Origin of the sequence: Streptomyces sp. NPDC093544, assembly GCF_040683495.1 — a bacterium.
GTDB lineage: Bacteria > Actinomycetota > Actinomycetes > Streptomycetales > Streptomycetaceae > Streptomyces.
Genome location: NZ_JBFBEA010000020.1, coordinates 87,086 through 104,522 on the forward strand (window position 1 = coordinate 87,086; position 17,437 = coordinate 104,522).

General features: G+C 69.5%; 16 protein-coding genes. 5 read left to right on the forward strand and 11 right to left on the reverse strand.

Features of this window, described 5'->3' with window-relative positions; genetic code table 11:
• Positions 1-9 precede the first annotated feature (9 nt).
• The 6 genes from AB0N66_RS28695 to AB0N66_RS28720 form a co-directional block, all read right to left on the reverse strand.
• A complete protein-coding gene (locus AB0N66_RS28695; RefSeq protein ID WP_365440352.1) occupies positions 10-1,353 on the reverse strand; it encodes a dihydrolipoamide acetyltransferase family protein in 1,344 nt (447 codons plus the stop codon).
• A 25-nt stretch (positions 1,354-1,378) separates the two neighbouring features.
• Entirely contained in the window at positions 1,379-2,857 is a 1,479-nt protein-coding gene (locus tag AB0N66_RS28700; protein ID WP_365440354.1) for an NAD-dependent succinate-semialdehyde dehydrogenase, read from the reverse strand.
• Positions 2,854-3,831 carry an alpha-ketoacid dehydrogenase subunit beta gene (locus tag AB0N66_RS28705; protein WP_365440355.1) on the reverse strand — a complete coding sequence of 326 codons (978 nt, stop codon included), beginning with the start codon at positions 3,829-3,831 and terminating at the stop codon, positions 2,854-2,856. The genes AB0N66_RS28700 and AB0N66_RS28705 overlap by 4 nt, the downstream gene beginning before the upstream one ends.
• Positions 3,819-4,796: a thiamine pyrophosphate-dependent dehydrogenase E1 component subunit alpha gene (locus tag AB0N66_RS28710; protein WP_365440357.1), complete on the reverse strand. Its 978-nt coding sequence runs from the start codon at positions 4,794-4,796 to the stop codon at positions 3,819-3,821. The genes AB0N66_RS28705 and AB0N66_RS28710 overlap by 13 nt, the downstream gene beginning before the upstream one ends.
• A gap of 91 nt (positions 4,797-4,887) precedes the next feature.
• The gene (locus AB0N66_RS28715) at positions 4,888-6,132 is read right to left on the reverse strand and encodes a Xaa-Pro peptidase family protein (RefSeq protein WP_365440359.1); all 1,245 of its coding nucleotides are present in this window, start codon (positions 6,130-6,132) and stop codon (positions 4,888-4,890) included.
• Entirely contained in the window at positions 6,129-7,076 is a 948-nt protein-coding gene (locus AB0N66_RS28720; protein ID WP_365440361.1) for an NAD(P)-dependent oxidoreductase, read from the reverse strand. Before AB0N66_RS28720 ends, AB0N66_RS28715 begins: the two co-directional genes overlap by 4 nt.
• A gap of 256 nt (positions 7,077-7,332) precedes the next feature.
• Between AB0N66_RS28720 and AB0N66_RS28725 the strand changes: the two genes are divergently transcribed.
• A complete protein-coding gene (locus AB0N66_RS28725; protein ID WP_365440363.1) occupies positions 7,333-8,412 on the forward strand; it encodes a LacI family DNA-binding transcriptional regulator in 1,080 nt (359 codons plus the stop codon).
• Here the strand turns inward: AB0N66_RS28725 and AB0N66_RS28730 are convergent.
• The 5 genes from AB0N66_RS28730 to AB0N66_RS28750 all read right to left on the reverse strand — a co-directional run bounded on the left by AB0N66_RS28730 (position 8,366) and on the right by AB0N66_RS28750 (position 12,151).
• A complete protein-coding gene (locus tag AB0N66_RS28730) occupies positions 8,366-9,364 on the reverse strand; it encodes a LacI family DNA-binding transcriptional regulator (protein ID WP_365440365.1) in 999 nt (332 codons plus the stop codon). The genes AB0N66_RS28725 and AB0N66_RS28730 overlap by 47 nt on opposite strands.
• Before the next feature lie 63 nt (positions 9,365-9,427).
• Positions 9,428-10,552: an alkene reductase gene (locus tag AB0N66_RS28735; protein ID WP_365440367.1), complete on the reverse strand. Its 1,125-nt coding sequence runs from the start codon at positions 10,550-10,552 to the stop codon at positions 9,428-9,430.
• 1 nt (position 10,553) lies between these two features.
• Positions 10,554-11,024, reverse strand: a complete 471-nt coding sequence (locus AB0N66_RS28740; RefSeq protein ID WP_365440369.1) for an ester cyclase — start codon at positions 11,022-11,024, stop codon at positions 10,554-10,556.
• A gap of 16 nt (positions 11,025-11,040) precedes the next feature.
• Positions 11,041-11,820 (reverse strand): cupin domain-containing protein, encoded by a 780-nt coding sequence (locus AB0N66_RS28745; RefSeq protein ID WP_365440371.1) that lies wholly within the window; start codon positions 11,818-11,820, stop codon positions 11,041-11,043.
• Between the two features lies 1 nt (position 11,821).
• Positions 11,822-12,151 carry an antibiotic biosynthesis monooxygenase family protein gene (locus AB0N66_RS28750; RefSeq protein WP_365440373.1) on the reverse strand — a complete coding sequence of 110 codons (330 nt, stop codon included), beginning with the start codon at positions 12,149-12,151 and terminating at the stop codon, positions 11,822-11,824.
• A gap of 185 nt (positions 12,152-12,336) precedes the next feature.
• On the opposite strand from AB0N66_RS28750, the gene AB0N66_RS28755 reads away from it, so the two are divergent.
• The 4 genes from AB0N66_RS28755 (at position 12,337) to AB0N66_RS28770 (ending at position 17,202) form a co-directional block, all read left to right on the forward strand.
• A complete protein-coding gene (locus AB0N66_RS28755) occupies positions 12,337-13,419 on the forward strand; it encodes an LLM class flavin-dependent oxidoreductase (protein WP_365440375.1) in 1,083 nt (360 codons plus the stop codon).
• Positions 13,419-13,949: a DoxX family protein gene (locus AB0N66_RS28760; RefSeq protein ID WP_365440377.1), complete on the forward strand. Its 531-nt coding sequence runs from the start codon at positions 13,419-13,421 to the stop codon at positions 13,947-13,949. The genes AB0N66_RS28755 and AB0N66_RS28760 overlap by 1 nt, the downstream gene beginning before the upstream one ends.
• A gap of 59 nt (positions 13,950-14,008) precedes the next feature.
• Positions 14,009-15,409, forward strand: a complete 1,401-nt coding sequence (locus AB0N66_RS28765; RefSeq protein ID WP_365440379.1) for an FAD-binding oxidoreductase — start codon at positions 14,009-14,011, stop codon at positions 15,407-15,409.
• Between the two features lie 197 nt (positions 15,410-15,606).
• Positions 15,607-17,202: an MFS transporter gene (locus AB0N66_RS28770; RefSeq protein WP_365440381.1), complete on the forward strand. Its 1,596-nt coding sequence runs from the start codon at positions 15,607-15,609 to the stop codon at positions 17,200-17,202.
• Positions 17,203-17,437: the final 235 nt, after the last annotated feature.

Below are 17,437 nucleotides of genomic sequence, written 5' to 3' on the forward strand. Positions count from 1 at the left end.
CCGGTCATCTCAGAGTTCCGTACCCCAGTCCCGGTTCTCGATGCTCTCCTTCAGCGAAGCCAGGAAACGGCCGGCATAACCCCCGTCCACGGCCCGGTGGTCGAACGTCAGGGCGAGGTTGCCCACCGGGTGCACGACCACGGCGTACGACCCGTCGGAGGCGGGGATTGCCACCGGTCGTGGCCGTACGGCATCGGTGGCCAGGATGGCCACCTGCGGCTGGTTGATGATCGGCGCGGTGAGGAGGGTGCCGTACGGGCCCGGGTTGCTGATTGTGAAAGTGCCCTCGGCGAAGGCGTCCGGTTCCAGGCGGTGCGCCCGGGCCCGGCCTGCGAGGCCCGAGATCTCGCGGGCCACGGCTCGCAGACGCTTGTCCCCGGCGTCCTTGACGACGGGGACGACAAGTCCGTCGGCGTCCAGGTCCACGGCGATTCCCAGGTTGATGTGGCGGTGCACCAGCAAGGCGTCGTCACCGACGCTGGCGTTCAGGTGGGGGAAGCCGGCCAGTGCGTCCACCACCGCCCTGGCGACGAAGGGAAGATAGGTCAGGCTGAAGCCCTCCGTCTCCCGCCATGTCGCGGCTGCCGCGCGGCGTGTTCGGTCCACGCCGTGGAAATCGACCTCGATGGCCATCAAGGTGTGTGGCGACGTCGCCTTGGAGCGGACCATGTGTTCGGCCGTACGGCGGCGGATGTTGCTGAACGGCACGGTCAGCGGCGTGTGACGGGGCGGCGGGTCGGCGATGGTGGCAGGGGTCAGGCCCTTTGGCGGGCGCGCGATGGCTGGGGTCGGGCTCTTCAGCGGGGACGCGGTGGCCGGGGCCTTCGGCGGGGGTGCGGTGGCCGGGCCCTTCGGCAGGGGTGCGGTGACCGCTGCCGCCGCCATGACATCGGCCCGGGTGATCCGGCCGTGCGGCCCGGTGCCTGACACCTGGTCGGGCGACAGCTTCTTCTCGGCGAGCAGCCGCCGGACCAAGGGCGTGAGTGTGCCGTGCCGGGGTTCGGCGGCGGCCTGGTCGGCCCGCCCGTCGGCGACGTCGGCCCCGGCCTCAATCCCGCCCCCATTCCCGGTCCCGCCCCCGGCTCCGGTCCCGGCTCCGTCAGGGCTCCCGCCCGTGGTTTCGGCAGTGACGATCACGGCGAGCCGTGCGCCCACCGGCACGGTCTCGTCCTCGTTGACGACGATCTCACCGAGCGTTCCGGTGACGGTGGCAGGGATCTCGGTATCCACCTTGTCGGTGGACACCTCGAAGAGGGGTTCTCCCTCGGTCACTTGGTCGCCGGGCTTGCGCAGCCAGCGGGTCACTGTCGCCTCAGCCACCGTCTCGCCGAGCTGGGGCATCGTCACATCCATCGGGTGTGCTCCTTCCGGCCGCGGGTCACCACGACAGGGCGACGTACTTGGACTCGGTGAACTCGAGAAGTCCCTCGTGACCGCCTTCGCGGCCGATGCCGCTCTGCTTCGTCCCTCCGAACGGGGCGGCCGGGTCGGAAACGACCCCGCGGTTCAACCCGACCATGCCGCAGTCGAGTTGCTCGGACACCCGCAGGCCGCGGGCCAGATCGGAGGTGTAGACGTACGAGACCAGGCCGTACTCGGTGGCATTGGCCAGCCCGATCGCCTCGTCCTCGGTACTGAAGCTGACGACCGGAGCGACGGGTCCGAAGATCTCCTCGCGCAGCACCGGGGCGTCCGGTGGTACGTCGGCCAGGACGGTCGGTGGGTAGTAGAAGCCGGGGCGCTCCGGGGGCTTGCCGCCCGTCACGAGCGAGGCGCCGGCCCGTACGGTGTCCGCGACCAGCTGGGCCACCTTGTCGCGGCTCTGCGCGTTGACCAGCGGTCCGAGTTCAACTCCCGCTTCCAGGCCCGGGCCGACCGTGAGGGCTTCCATGGCAGCCGCCAGGCGACGGGTGAACTCGGCGGCCACCGGCTCCTGGACGTAGAAGCGGTTGGCTGCCGTGCAGGCCTCGCCGCCGTTGCGCATTTTCGCGACCATGGCGCCGGCCACGGCCTGGTCGAGGTCGGCGTCCGCGAAGACCAGGAACGGGGCGTTGCCGCCGAGCTCCATCGAGCAGTTGACGACCGTTCTGGACGCGGCCGCAAGCAGCGTGCGGCCGACCTCGGTGGAACCGGTGAAGGAGAGCTTGCGTACGCGCGGGTCGTCCAGCATCGCCGAGACGACGGCGCCGGAGCGGCGGGACGGCAGCACGTTCACCACACCGCCCGGCAGGCCGGCCTCCTCGAAGAGGGCGGCGATGGCAAGGGCCGTGAGCGGTGTTTCGCTCGCGGGTTTGAGTACGACGGTGCAGCCGGCCGCGAGTGCCGGACCGATCTTGCGGGTGGCCATCGCGGCGGGGAAGTTCCACGGGGTGACCAGTACGGACACACCGACCGGTTGGCGCAGTACCAGGATCTTGTTGTTGCCGGACGGGGCGGTCTGCACGCTGCCGAGACCGCGTACGGCCTCCTCGGCGTACCACCGGAAGAACTCGGCGGCGTACGCGACCTCGGCCCGGGCGTCGGCCAGCGTCTTGCCGTTCTCCAGCACGATCAGCTCGGCAAGCTCCTCCGCCTGACGGATCATCAAGTCGAAGACGCGGCTGAGGAGTTCCGCTCGCTTGCGCGGCGCGGTGGCGGACCAGGCGGGAAGCGCGGCCGCCGCCGCGTCGACGGCGGCGAGCGCGTCCTGCGTGGTCGCGTCGGCGGTGTCGGCGATCTTCTCGCCGGTGGCCGGGTCCAGAACGTCGATACGGGAGCCGTCACTGGAAGGCCGCCAGCGGCCGCCGATGAACAGTTCGGTGGGCACCGTCTCGGTCTTCAGCAGCGCCGGTGTCTGCGACAAGTGGGTTGAGGTCACTGGTCCATCGCCTTCTGGACGGTCTCGGCGATGCGGTCGACCGAGGGGATGGCCAGGTCCTCCAGCGCATCGGCGGCGGGCAACGGGATGTGCGGGGTGGTGATGCGTACGGGGGGTGCGTCCAGGTCGAAGAAGTGCTCTTCGACGACGATGGACACCAACTCGGCGCCCCAGCCGCACAGCCGGGGGTTCTCCTCGACGGTGAACAGCTTTCCGGTGGCGGACACTTCACGCAGGATCGTCTGGGTGTCGAGCGGGACCAGGGAGCGTACGTCGACCACCGTGCAGTCGATACCGGCGCCGGCGAGCCGCTCGGCCGCCTCCAGGCTGCGCGGCACCATCGTGCCGAGTGCGACCAGAGTGGCGTCCTGCCCCTTGCGCAGCACCTTGGCGGTGCCCAGCGTGTCGACGATCTCCCCGTCGGGCACCTCGCCGCGCACCGGGTAGAGCGCCTTCTGCTCAAGGAAGATGACGGGGTCGGGGTCGCGGACAGCGGCGGCCAGCAGGCCGACGACGTCCACGGCACTGGAGGGCACGACGACCTTCAGACCCGGCACGGCCATGGCCCAGTTCTCGACGGTCTGCGAGTGCTGGGCACCGAACCGCAGTCCACCGCCGTTCCCCGCGCGGATCACCAGTGGGAAGGTGACCTGGCCGTTGGTCATGTACCGGCTCTTGGCTATCTCGTTGACGACCATGTCCCAGCAGACCGCGAAGAAGTCGCTGAACATGATCTCGGCTATCGGCCGCAGGCCGGTCATCGCGGCGCCCATCGCGGCGCCGAGGATGGCCTGTTCACTGATCGGGGTGTCCCGGACGCGCACCGGCCCGAACTCCTCCAGGAGCCCGACCGTGCTCTTGAAGACGCCGCCGGCCTCGGCCACGTCCTCGCCCAGGAACAGGACGTTGCGATCCCGCCGCATCTCCTGTGCGATGCCGCGCGCGACGGCCTCGCGATAGGTCAGTTCCGCCATGACGATCCTCCGTCCGCCCACACGTCCTTGAACAGCAGCTCGGGACCCGGCACTTCGCCGGCCTTCGCCTCTTCGGTGGCCTTGTCGACAGCCGCCTGTGCCTCCACCTCGATGGCGTCCAGTACGGAGCTGTCGGTGCCGGCGTCGATCAGTCGCGCCCGGTACATCGGCACCGGGTCCCGGGCCAGCCAGGCATCGACCTCCTCCTGGGGTCGGTACTTGGCCGGATCCGCCCGGGAGTGGCCGCCGTGCCGGTAGGTCAGGGCCTCGATCAGGGTCGGTCCGCCGCCGCTCCGCGCCTTCTCCAGAGCGGCTACGGCTGCCTCGTGGACGACGTCGGCGTCGTTGCCGTCGATCAGGATCGGTTCGAGGCCGTAGGCACTGGCGCGGTCCGCTGCCGGCTGCTTCACCGCGGTGATGCTGGTGGTGCGGGTGTACTCCATCCACAGGTTGTTCTCGCAGACGAACACCACCGGCAGCTGCCAGATCACCGCGAAGTTGAGCGCCTCGTGGAAGGCGCCGATGTTGGTCGTGCCGTCGCCGAAGAACACCACGGCGACCTGCCCGGTCTCCTGGTACTGCGCGCTCCAGGCGGCTCCGCACGCGATGGGCAGATGGGCGCCGATGATCGCGTACGAACCCATCACGCCGTGCTCGACGCTGGTGAGGTGCATCGAGCCGCCCTTGCCGGCCATCAACCCGTTGGACCGGCCGAGCAGTTCGGCGAGTACCGGGCCCATGGGGACCCCGCGGGCGAGGGTGTGGGCGTGGCCGCGATAGGTGGCGAAGGTGTAGTCGTCCGCGCGCATCGCGACGCCGAACGCCGCCGCGATGGCCTCCTGGCCGAGGGAGAGGTGGCTGGTGCCCTTGACGAGGCTCTGCAGGAACAGGTCGTAGGCGCGTTGCTCGAAATACCGCAGCTCGACCTGCATTCGGTACAGGGCGAGTCCGGTGGTCGGTTCCATGATCTTCCTCCTCAGTACGGCTCCGTATGACTCGGTACGACTCGGTGCGGCTCCGTATGGCTCGGTCCGACTTGGTGCGATTCGGTACGACTCAGTACGGATTCGCGACGAAGAGTTCCTGCGCCGGGAACCTCGTGAGCACCTGGGGTCCTTCGGCGGTGACCACGACCTCCTCCTCGATGCGCGCGGCGGAGAAACCGTCCGAGGCCGGGCAGTACGTCTCCAGTGCGAAGACCATGCCCTCCTGGATCTCGACGGGGTTGTCCAGGCTGTTGAGCCGGCTGATGATCGGCCGCTCGTGCAGGCCGAGCCCCAGGCCGTGCCCGAACTGCAGCCCGAAGGCGGCCATTTCACTGGCGAAGCCGAACTCCGTCGCGGCCGGCCAGACCCGGGCGACCTGGTCCGTGCCGACACCGGGCTTGACCACTGCGATCGCGGCGTCCATCCACTCGCGTGCCCTGGTGTAGGCGTCGCGCTGGGAGGCCGTCGAGCTGCCGACGCCAAAGGTGCGGTAGTAGCAGGTCCGATAGCCGTTGTACGACTGGATGATGTCGAAGAAGGCCTGGTCGCCGGGGCGGATGATGCGGTCCGAGAAGTTGTGTGGATGCGGGTTGCAACGCTCGCCCGACACCGCGTTGATGGCCTCGACCTGATCCGAACCCATCTCATACAGCCGCTTGTTGGCGAGAGCGACGATCTCGTTCTCCCGTATGCCGGGCTTGAGGGCCTCGACGATGTCCTGGTAGACGCCGTCGACCATGGCCGCGGCCATCGACAGCAGGGCTATCTCGTCCTGGGACTTGATCTGACGGGCGTCGAGCATCAACTGCTGTGCGTCCACGGGCTTCAGGCCCTGGCGCTGCATCTCGAAGAGGAACGGCGGCTCGACGATGTCCACACCTACGGGGAGATCGGCGACGCCCGCGTCCTCCAGCATGCCCTTGATCTCGTGGACCGCCGAGCGCATCAGCCCTGCCTCGGGGGCGATGGCCCCGCGCAGCCCGAGCATGCCGGCTCGCGAGTTCTCCGGCCGCAGCCATGGCGCGTACAGCTGGTGGTGACGGGCGGCGGAACCGAAGTCCCACAGGACGGGTTCGCCGCCGTCGCGGGTCAGCAGGGTGTAGCGGCTCATCTTGTCGCCGAGCGCGCCGCCGATCCAAGTCTGCGTCGTGTAGCGGATGTTGTAGAAGTCGAAGAGCAGGAAGGCCCCGCACTCGCTGGAGTCCAGTGCGGCGCGGGCACGGCTCAGCCGGTAGGAGCGCAGCCGGTCGTAGTTCACGCGCTCCTCGTGGTCGACCGCGCTGTGGCCGTACGCGGGTATCGGGCGCGGGGTCATGACTCGACCGCCAAGCCGTCGTCCACCACCACGTTCTCGGGCTCCAGCGTCACGCCGGACCGCCTGGCCTGCTCCAGGATGAGGGTCGCGAAGTCCTCGTCGGTGTGGCCCGCGCCGATCGCACCGGCCACGAGCTGCGCGGTGGCCGAGGCCAGCGGCATCGGAACTTCGAGAGCGCGGGCCTCGGCCAGGCCCAGGTCGAAGTCCTTGCGCAGCAGGGGCATGGTGAACGTCGGCTTGAAGTCCAGGTTGACCAGCGCGGGCGACTTGTAGCGGGTGAAGACCGAGCCCATCACCGAGTCGTTGAGGAAGGCGAGGAAGGCGGCACGGCTGACGCCGCCCTTCTCCGCGAGCAGGGTGATCTCGGCGAGGGACTGGGTGACCACGCCGAGGAAGATGTTGTGCGCGATCTTGACCAGGCGGGCCACCTCGTCGTCGCCGACGTACGTCACTCCGCGGCCCAGCGTGTTGAGCAGCGGCTCGACCTGGTCGAACACCTCGCGCGGCCCCGAAGCCGCGATGGTCAGCCGGCCGGCCGCGATGACCTTGGGGTTTCCGCTGACCGGGGCGGCCAGCAGCGCCGTGCCGCGCTTGGCGGCCTCGGCGCGTACCTGGGCGGAGGCCTGCGCGGACACCGTGGAGCTGTCGATCAGCACACGGGGGGCCGAGTCCGGGTCGGTGAGCACACCCCCGGGGCCGGTGGTGACCTCCTCCAGGTCGGCCGAGGCCGACACCATCACGAACACGACATCGCGGTCCGCCAGATCCTGGGGCCGGTCGACGACCGTCGCCCCGAGCTCGGCCAGCGGCTCGGCCTTGGCGCGGGTGCGGTTCTGGACGGCGACGTCATAGCCCGCGTCCAGGAGGCGGGCGGCCAGCTGGTAGCCCATCCGACCGATGCCGATCCAACCGATACGGGGCGGGTCCTCGGCGACGTACGTCATCTCTCGTTCCTCATCTCCGGGAGGGGAAACGGCGGGGAAACGGCTTGGTGAAGCAGACGTGGTTGCGCTCGTGCTTGCATTCGATTGCAGCCTTGGATCAAGCGAGATTCACCCGGATGGGCTTCTCGGTGATGCAATCGATTGCCATCATGCTGAGCCCGTCGTACCGGGCCTGTCAAGAGTCGACGTGCGTCGGCGTGTGACCAGTCATGGCGATCGATTGCGATGCGCCTGCCGCGATCCCTACACTTCCCGGGTGAGCAAGCGCCCGACCATGTCCGATGTCGCCCACCTCGCCGGTGTGCACATGGCCACGGCCTCCCGAGCCCTGAACCCGGCCACCAGCGGCCGGGTCAACGCGGCGACGGCCCAGCGGGTCAGGGCGGCGGCGGAGCAGCTGGGGTTCACCCCCAACAGCGCGGCCCGGAGCCTGCGTACCAACCGCTCGTTCACGGTCGGTGTCCTGCTGCCCGACCTCACCAACCCGCTGTTCCCCCCGATGGCGCGCGGGATCGAGGAGGTCCTGAATCGCCGCGGCTACACCGCGCTGCTGGCCAACACCGACAACGACCCGGGCAAGGAGCGGCGCCAGTTCGAGGCGTTGAGGGGACGGCAGGTCGACGGTTTCATCGTCGCCACCGCGCAGCGGGAGCACCCTCTCCTGGAGGAGGCCCACCAGGCGGGGGTGCCGGTCGTCCTGCTCAGCCGCTGTACGGACCGGACGATGTTCCCGTTGGTCGCCGGGGACGACGGCGCCGGGGTCACGCTGGCCGTCGAGCATCTGGTGGCACAGGGGCATCGAGCCCTGGCCCATCTGGCGGGACCGCAACGGCTGTCCACGGGTGTGGCTCGCGCCCGGGCGTTCCGCCATGCCGTCGAGGCCGCCGGGATCCCCGCCGGGCAGGCGCCGGTCGTCGTCAGCGAGGCTTACACGGTGCGGGCGGGCGAGCTCGCCGCCCGTGAACTGCTCGATCAGTACCCGGGTGTCACGGCGATCGTCGCGGGCAATGACCTGATCGCGCTCGGTGCGCTGCATGTTCTGCGGGAGCGGGGCCTGCGCTGCCCGGAGGACGTATCGCTGGTCGGGTTCAACGACATGCAGTTCGCCGACGAGTTCCAGCCGCCGCTGACCACCGTGCACGTGCCGCACCTGGATCTGGGAGCGGAGGCGGCGCGGCTGCTGCTGGAACGGCTGGACCGGCCCGGCGGGTCCGGGGACGGGGCGCCGGTGGCCAAGACGATCCTGCTGCCGGTGGATCTGGTGGTACGGAACTCGACGGCGGCGCCGGTCAGCGAGAGCGCGCGCGGCCGGTCGTGGCCCGTGCCACGAGGGTGACCTCCAGGCTGACCGGCTCCGGCTCGCCGACCGGCAGGCCGTTCTGCGCCGGCAGCAGTTGGTCGACGGCCACGCTGCCCAGTCGGCTCAGCGGGACGGCCATGGTGGTGACGGCCGGAGTGGTGTAACTGGCCAGCTGCGTGCCGCCCCAGCCCACCACGCTGACCTGCTCGGGGACCCGGACGCCGAATTCGAGCAGGCGGGCGGTCAGGCCCAGCGCCATGACGTCGTTGAAGCACACGACGGCCGACGGCAGCGGCGCACGCACCAGCTGCTCGGCCGCCAGCGTGCCGGACTCGAACGTCGGACGGTTCGCGGCGGTGACGTCTATCTGCAGTCCGGTCTCCGCACCGGCCGCCACGATCGCGCTCTGCCGGTCCCGCGCGGCCCATGAGTTGGTCGGCCCCGCGAGATAGAGGGCGCCGGTGTGGCCGAGGTTGCTCAGATACTGGGTGAGCAGCCGCATCCCCTGAAGAGCGTCGACGAGGACGCAGGGGTAGCCCTCGACCCGCCGGTTCACGAAGACCGTCGGGCGCAGACCGCCGGCCGATCCGATCTGCTCGTCCCGCAGCAGGGAAGAGAAGAGAAGCAGCCCGTCCACGTCCTTGGCGAGGGCGTGGATCAGCTTCTCCTCGTCGTCCGCGTCGTCGTCGCTGTCACCCAGCAGGGCCGCCAGATTGTGCCGGCGCGCCTGATGCTGTGCGGCCTTGACCATCTCGGGGAAGAGCGGGTTGGCGAGGTTGGGGACGACGAGGCCGATGTTGCCGGTCCTGCCCGTGGTGAGAGCCGTGGCCGCCTTGCTTGGCACGTAGCGCAGTTGCTCGGCCGCGGCGTACACCTTCAGCCGGGTCTCCTCGCGGAAGAGGTCGGGGGAGGTGAAGACCCTGGAGACGGTCGAGGCGGAGACCCCGGCGACCCGCGCCACATCCCGGATGGTGGACCGGTCAGCCATTGTCTCCAACACCTCTGATGTGCGATTGCGGTGGACAGATCCTATGCGTTTCCCAGCCGTTCCCTATGTCGTCGGCCGACTCCCGGAGGCGCCCTCCGAGGCGGTGGCCACCGGCTGGGCGCCGTCCAGGAATGGGTAGTCGATGTAGCCGCGGTCGTCGCCGCCGTAGTAAGTCGACGGGTCGGCGGTGTTGAACGGGCCCCCCTCGGCCAGGCGGCGCGGCAGATCCGGGTTGGCGAGGAACAGCGCACCGAAAGACACCATGTCCGCGGTGCCGTCCACCACAAGTGCCAGTTGCTCGGGCCCCGTTGTCGACGGTGCGGTGAACGGGTTGAGGACGAACACACCCGACCACAGCCGGCGCAGCTGCCGGGTGAGTTCGCGGTCGGGTCCCTCCGCCACGGCGAGATAGGCGAGGTCGAATCCGTCGAGAGCGCCGACCAGGGCGCCGTACGTCCCGGAGCAGTCGTCCTCGACCATGTCGTTGTACGGGTTGCCGGGGGAGAGTTGGACACCCACCCGGTCCGCGCCGATCGCACCGGCCACCGCCTTGGTCGCCTCGACCGCGAAGCGGATGCGGTTCGTGGTCGAGGCGCCCCATTCGTCGGTGCGCCTGTTGGAGTGGGGGGAGAGGAACTGGTGGATCAGGAAGCCGTTGGCGGCGTGCAGTTCGACGCCGTCGAAGCCGGCGGCCATGGCGTTGCGGGCCGCGGCGGCGAAGTCCCCGATCGTCGCGGTGATCTCTTCCTCGCTGAGCTCGCGGGGCTGTACGCAAGCCTTGGGCCCCTGGCGCGTGAACACCTGGGCGTTCGCGGCGATCGCCGACGGGCCGACGGGTGTCAGGCCGTCCGGCAGCAGGCTGGGATGTCCGATCCTGCCCGCGTGCATCAGCTGCGCGAAGATGGTGCCGTCGGCCTCGTGCACCGCTTCGGTGACGGCACGCCAGGCGTGGACCTGCTCCGGTGAGTAGAGACCGGGCGTCGCGGGATAGCCCTGCGCTATCGCCGACGGCTGGATCCCCTCGGAGACGATCAGGCCGGCCGAGGCGCGCTGGCTGTAGTACTCAGCCGTCGAGGGCCCCGGGCAGGCCCCCGGACCGTACGCCCGGCTTCGGCTCATCGGGGCCATCACGACGCGGTTGGGCAGACGCCGGCCGCCGAGGTCGATCGGATCGAAAGCAGTGGGCATCTCAGTTCTCCTCCTCGGTGGTGTCCGGCTCCGGCCACACCCCCAACTGGCGGACGAGCGCGAGTTCGTCGACGAAGAACCAGGCCTCGGCGATGAGACCGTCCTGGATGCGCCACTGTCCGACTTCGAGGACCTCGACCTTGTGGCCGGTCGCCGGGATCCCGTAGAGGGCGCCGCTGTGCGTGCCCCGGATCAGCCAGGTCGCCCACACCCGGTCACCTTTGGCGATGATGTCGAGAATCTCGTCCTCGCGGTCGGGTATCGAGTCCGCGGTGTAGTTGGGACCGCCTCCGGTCTTGAGTTCGGCCAGGTTGGCCATGCCCATGCGACCCGGACGGAAGTCCTGGACGGTGTACGTGCCGCGTTCCGAGAACGGCAACGCGCGGAACTTGAGCACCAGTTGGATGTTGGAGCGTTCCTGCGGGGTCAGCGTGGGATCGCGCAGCGCCTTGTCGATGGCGGGGAGTGCCACGGAGGCTCCTCTCATGTCAGTGGCCGAGGCTCAGTACGAGCGCTCGGCTTTCGTCGGTGACGGCCACCGCCTGTGCGTGCGATGGGTTCGTCAGCGCCAGGTATTCGCCCTCGCCGACGGTCAGTTGGGAGTCGGGCAGATCGAAGCGGTAGCGGCCGGACAGCACATAGACCGCGGTCGTGGCGGGCTCGGGCGTCCAGCTCGCGCCGGCGCTGTCGCCGTCGCGCAGCAGAATCCGTAGGTCCGTGCGTGTGGTGGTGGAGTCCGCGAGGGTCGCCGTCCGGCCGGAAGCCGGAGCGCCGCCGGGGTGCACGAGTGCGGCCGGTCCCGGGCCCGAGTCGTCCAACAGGCGGGTACGGGCCTGCTCGTTGACCTGTACCCACAGAGGGCCCGGCTCCCCGGGGGTGCCGAAGATCTCGGGCATGCGCCGGAAGACCTCCTCGAAGCCCGCGGGGGCGAACAGGACCAGGGCGCGCGCCTGTCCGTCGAGCACCTCGAACTGATGGGGCGCACCCCGGGGCACCAGCAGGAATCCGCCGGGTTCGAGCTCGTACGAGGCATCGCTCACCGTGAGCCGGTAGGTCCCGTCCAGCACATAGAAGCACTCCACCGCCTCGTCATGGACGTGGCATCCGACCATGGCGCCCTTGGGGCTCTCCGCCTCCGTCAGGCTGAAGGCGCCGCCGGTCGCGGAACCGTCGGCGAGGATCCGGAAGTCATGCCCGGGCACGCTGACGGGGCTGATGTCACGGGCGGCGATCACATGTCCCGAAGCTTCGGGGAAGCCGAAGGTCATGTCAGACGACGGCGCTGGCAGGGGAGGCCGCGTGGGTCTCCTTCTCGACGGTGTACAGCGAGGGAAGGGCGGGGAACTCCTGCCACTGCCGCTGCGACTGCATCCGGCGGAACTCCTCGTCGTGGGCGGCGTCGAACTGCTCGGCCGAGTCCCAGCCGGCGACGTTCACGTACCGCAGACGGGTCGTCGAATCCAGTGAGCGGTGCAGCTTGCGCCACTGGAACCCCGGCTTCTTGAGCATGTAGTCGTCGATCTCCGCCCACAGGGCGAGGAACGCGTCCTCCCGCCCCACGGGGACCTCGAAACAGTTGATGAAGATGATGTCCGTCATCTGTGTGGCTCCTCGGGCTCGCGTCCTTGCGTGTCACCGAAATCGGTATTCAACCGGTTGCACGATGATGTCCAGGGGTGGCTGCCAGTGTCAAGCCGTAGGTCTGCAACAACCGTTGACCCCCTGTATGGCGCGTGGTACCACTCAATGCAACCGCTTTAAAAACTGCAGAAGGAGTCCCTGCCATGCGGTTCTCGATCTACCTGAACCCGCAGACCCGTGGAGCAGAGGAGGACGTACCCATCATCGAGACGACGGTCGAGCAGGCCGTCCGCGCCACCCGGGCAGGTGTTCAGGGCATCGCGCTCACCGAGCACCACTTCTCCGGCTACAACACCTACGGCAACAACTTCATGCTGGCCTCCCACCTGAGTTCCCAGGTGCCCGACAGCACGATGTTCCTGCTGGCCGTGGCCGTCCCCACGCTGCACAACCCGATGCGCCTCGCGCAGAGCTGCAACCTGCTCGACATCATCACCCGCGGCAACCTCATCGTCGGCTTCGCGGCCGGCGGATCTCCCGTCGAGTACGCCGGACTGGGACGCGACCCCTCCGTACGCCACGAGCAGATGATGCACAACCTCGAGATCATGGAGCGGGCGCTCGACAAGAAGCCGGAGGATCCGCCCTACGAGTGGGCCACCGCCTTCGAGAAGGGGTCGCTGCGCACCAGGATCATGCCGGCCGCCTATAACGCCTCCCGGCCGAAGTTCGCACGCGCGACGCAGAACGACGAGGGCGTCCTGTGGACCGGCCGCAAGGGCTGGTACCTGTTCACCGCCCGGGAGACGGCCGACGTCATCGGCCCCCGCCTCAAGCTGTACACCGACGCGCTCGCCGAAGCGGGGCACGACCAGGACTTCATCGAAGAGCGCCTGGACTGGAGCCTCGTACAGAAACAGGTGATCGTCCGCGAGACCGACGAGGAGGCCGTCGCGTTCGCGCGGGCCCGCATGGAGGAGATGGGCGCCCACCAGAAGAAGAGCTTCGCCATGACCGGCGACATCAAGGACAGCGCCCACCTGAAGAGCGTTGTCGGGGTCTCCCCGCAGAACCCGGACGAGTTCCTGCAGCGCGCGATGATCGTCGGCAGTCCCGCGACGGTCGCCGAGCAGATCAACGCCTTCGCCGAGGTGGGGGTCCGGCACATGTCGCTGCTCTTCAACTTCGGCTTCATGACGCCTGCGGAGTCCGGCCGGTCCCTTGATCTCTTCCTGGACGAGGTGCTGCCGCAGTTCGGCGAGGCATCGAACCCATCGGGCAACTGATGGGCACCGCCGCCTCGTTCGGGCTGCTCGAACTCCGCCTCGTCATCGCCGTGATCATGGTTTTCCACGGTACGCAGAAGCTCTTCGGCTGGTGGGACGGCGGCGGCCTCGACCGCGCCGAGAAGTTCTTCGGCGCCCAGGGCTTCCGGCCGCCGCGGCTGATGGCCCTCGTCGCCGGCGTCACCGAGACCACCGGCGCCGTGCTGCTGGGCACGGGCGCGCTGAGCGTCCTGGGCACGGCCATGCTCACCGGCGTACTCACCAACGTCACGGCGCTCCACCTGCGCAACGGGCTCGACGGCAAGAAGCACGGCTTCGAGTTCGAGCTGATGATCCTGGCCGGTGTCGTCGCGGTCGGCTTCTGCGGACCCGGCAAGTGGAGCATCGACCACTGGCTCGACCTGCCCCGCGGCGCGCCCTGGGGTCCGGTCGCCGTGGCCGTGGGGGTGCTGGGCGGCCTGATCGTGGTCGCCACCCGCAAGCCCGTGGACAAGGAAGCGATGGCTACGGTCCCGGCGCGCGGCCGCTGACCCGAACCACCCCCTCGACAGGACAGAGCGCATCACGATCTGAGGAGCGTACGCAGCGCATGGACATCTCTCAGCCCGTCGGCAGCATTCTCGCCTCGCTGGACGGCGAGTTCGAAGGAACGGTGGTACTCCCCTCCGACCCGGCCTACGAGCAGGCGCGCCGTGTCTGGAACGCCACCGTCGACAAGCGTCCCGCCGTGATCGCCTACTGCGAGTCGACCGCCGACGTCGCGCTGGCCGTCCGCGCGGCCCGGACGGCGCAGGTCCCCCTCTCCGTACGCGGCGGAGGACATCAGGTCGCGGGACTCGCCGTCTGCGACGCGGGTGTTGTGGTGGATCTCTCCCGGATGCGATCGGTCGTCGTCGACGACGACGGTACGAGCATCCGGGCGGGCGGCGGCTGCCTGCTCGGCGACGTGGACAAGAAGGCTGCCTCCATCGGCCGTATCGTCCCCGCGGGAGTCGTCTCGCACACCGGACTCGGTGGTCTCGCCCTGGGCGGCGGATTCGGCTGGACTTTCCGCAACTACGGCCTGACCTGCGACAACATCACGGGTGCGGAGGTCGTCACGGCCGACGGAACGGTCGTCCACGCGGGCGAGAAAGCGGACGCCGACCTGCTCTGGGCGCTGCGCGGCGGGGGCGGCAACTTCGGTGTCGTCACCGAGTTCACGCTCGCCACCCACCCCCTCACGGACGTGCTGCTCGGGCAGGCCGTCTTTCTGCTCGACGACCTTCCGCAGGCGCTGGCGCACTACGTCGCCACCATGGAGGCCGCTCCGGACGAGCTGACCGCCATCTGCATCATCTGTGCGGCGCCGCCGATACCCGGCGTACCGCCGGAGGTCGTCGGCCGCCCGGTCGTCATGATCAACGCGGTGTGGTCGGGCGATCTGGACGCCGGGGCCGAGCCGGTAGGGCTGCTTGTCAACAGCGGTGCGCCCGTGGTGAGTTCCGTGGTGCGGATGGCCTACGTCGCCGTGCAGTCCATGCAGGACGACCTCCATCCGCACGGGCGCCGCAACTACAACAAGTCCCGCTACCTCGACCGCGTCGACGAAACCGCGATCAAGGCCCTGCTGGAGGCAGGCCGACGACTGCCCGGACAGCACTCGCAGATCGAGGTGCTCCGCCTCGGCGGAGCCGCGAGCAGGGTGCCCGCGGACGCGACCGCCTTCGCGCACCGCGACGCCGCGTACATCCTCAACGTCGTCGCGGCGTGGACCTACCCGGCAGGCACCGACACCCACATCGGATGGGCCCGCGACACCTACACCGCGATGGACGGCGTCGGTTCCGACGCCGGATACATCAACTTCTTCGACGCCGAGCCGGATCGCGTCCGCAGCGTCTACCCGCCCCGGACCTACGAGCGGCTGCGCCGCATCAAGAGCCGGCTGGACCCCGAAGGGGTCTTCCGCGGCAACGTTCCCATCGAACCGGCGCCCCAGGCGTCTTGATCACGGGCGCCGCCCGTCCCGCTGTTTCCTCCGGTCCGATCACGGGCGTTGCCTATCTCGCGCGGCCGCCCACCCCGCTGTTTCCTCCGGCCTGATCCGCCGGACAGCCCCCCGCCTCTGCCTGCGTTGTCCGCGGCCTCTGTTCGCGGTGTCCGCAGGTGAACCTTCAGCCCTTCCCGACAACCCTTGGATGCGGCATGACCGACACCACGAGCCCACCCGTCGCCGGCAGAGGCCTTCCCGTGGCCACGTTGATCGCCGGCTGTCTCGCCGTCTGCCTCGCTCAGACCGGCCTCGCGATCCCCGCCACGCTCAACGGACTCTTCCAGACCGACCTTGAAACCACCGGGTCGCAGCTGACCTGGATCTCGGACGCAACTCTGTTGCCGGTCGCGGTACTTGGGCTGACCTTCGGCGTGTTCGGCGACCTGTTCGGACGCAAGCGCCTGCTGATCGGCGGGGCGCTGCTGATGGCGGCCGGTGAGGCGGCCTCGGCCGCGGCGAACAGCGTCCACTTCCTGTGGGCCGGCCAGGCGCTGGTCGGCGTCGGAGCCGCGGCGATCTTCCCCAGCTCCCTCGCCATGATTGCCGTCGGTACCCGCACCAACAGGCAGCGCGCCACCGCGATCGCCGCCTGGTCGGCCAGCCTCGCGGGCGGCGGCTTCGTCGCACCACTGCTCGGCGGCATCACGGCCAACTACGGCTCGTGGCGCTGGGCACTCATCATCGTCGCCCTGATCGGGCTGGTCAGCGCGGCGGTGGGCTTCATCGCGCACGACTCGAGCGCGCCGCTCGGCCGCTCGCTCGACGTCAAGGGCCAACTCGCCATAGCCATCGGCCTTTTCGCGCTCCTGTACGCCGTCATCCAGGGCCCGTCCGACGGCTGGGACTCCGCCGGTGTCGTCCTGGGCTTCGTGGTCGCGGCCGTCTTCCTGACTCTGTTCATCGTGGTCGAAATGCGCTCCAGGGCCCCGCTGTTGCAGCTGCACCTGTTCAAGCACCGCGCGTTCGCACTGTCTTCGGTGGTCGCGGTGGTCGGCATGTTCAGCTTCATCGGCACCTGTTACGCGCTCAGCATCCGGCTCGGCCCGATCCAGCACCAGAGCCCCCTGCGTACCTCGGTGGCCTTCCTGCTCACCAACGGACCCACCATGGTGCTGGCTCCGATCACCGCCGTGCTGCTCGCCCGAGTCGCCGCACGGTGGCTGCTGAGCAGCGGCTTCCTGCTGATAGCGGTCGGCGATGTGCTCCTTGCCCGGCTGTCGATCACGGATCGGGCGCTGCCTTCGCTGATCGTGCCGCTGATCCTCGTCGGCATGGGCTTCACCCTCGCCGTCTCGTCGATCACCGCCACCGCCGTGAACACCGTGCCCGTACGCCTCGCGGGCATGGCCAGCGCGACCACCAGCCAACTGCGCGATCTCGGATTCACCCTGGGCCCTGCCGTCATCGGCGCGATCGCCCTCAGCCGTGCCGCGAGTGAGTTCGGCAACTCCCTGGCCACCTCGCAGCTGCCGGAGGGGGTCAAGGCCGCGGCCGGGCAGGTCGCGGCGGCGGGCGGGCCGCTCGCCGTCAACTCGCTGCCGCCCCAGTCGCCACCCGGGGGCGCGGTGCCGCTGGCCCTGGACGCGCTCGGCCACGGTTACTCGGTCGGCTTCGTGGTCTGCGCCTGTGCCGCGCTGGTGTCCTGCCTGCTCGCGGGCCTGGTGCTGCGCGGTGGCCGACCCAAGGTGAACGTCACCGAGTCGGACGTCGAGGACACGGACACCAGCCCCGAACCCGCGGCCGCCTGACCCCATCCTGGCGCAGATCTTGGGGTAACGGCCGCGGCGAGTACGCGATCGCCCGGGCGCGTGTCCGTCCGCCTTTCGGCGGGCGGGCGCGCGCCCTTCGCTGTCCGGCGTCGGCACCTTTTGCCGTCCCGACGCCGGCGCCTCCGGCCTGTCCCAGCCCGTGGCGGAACAGCCGACCGGACCGGTCAGGATTCGAGAAGCGCCGGTCATCGTGCCGGAGCTAGCGTGAAGGTCA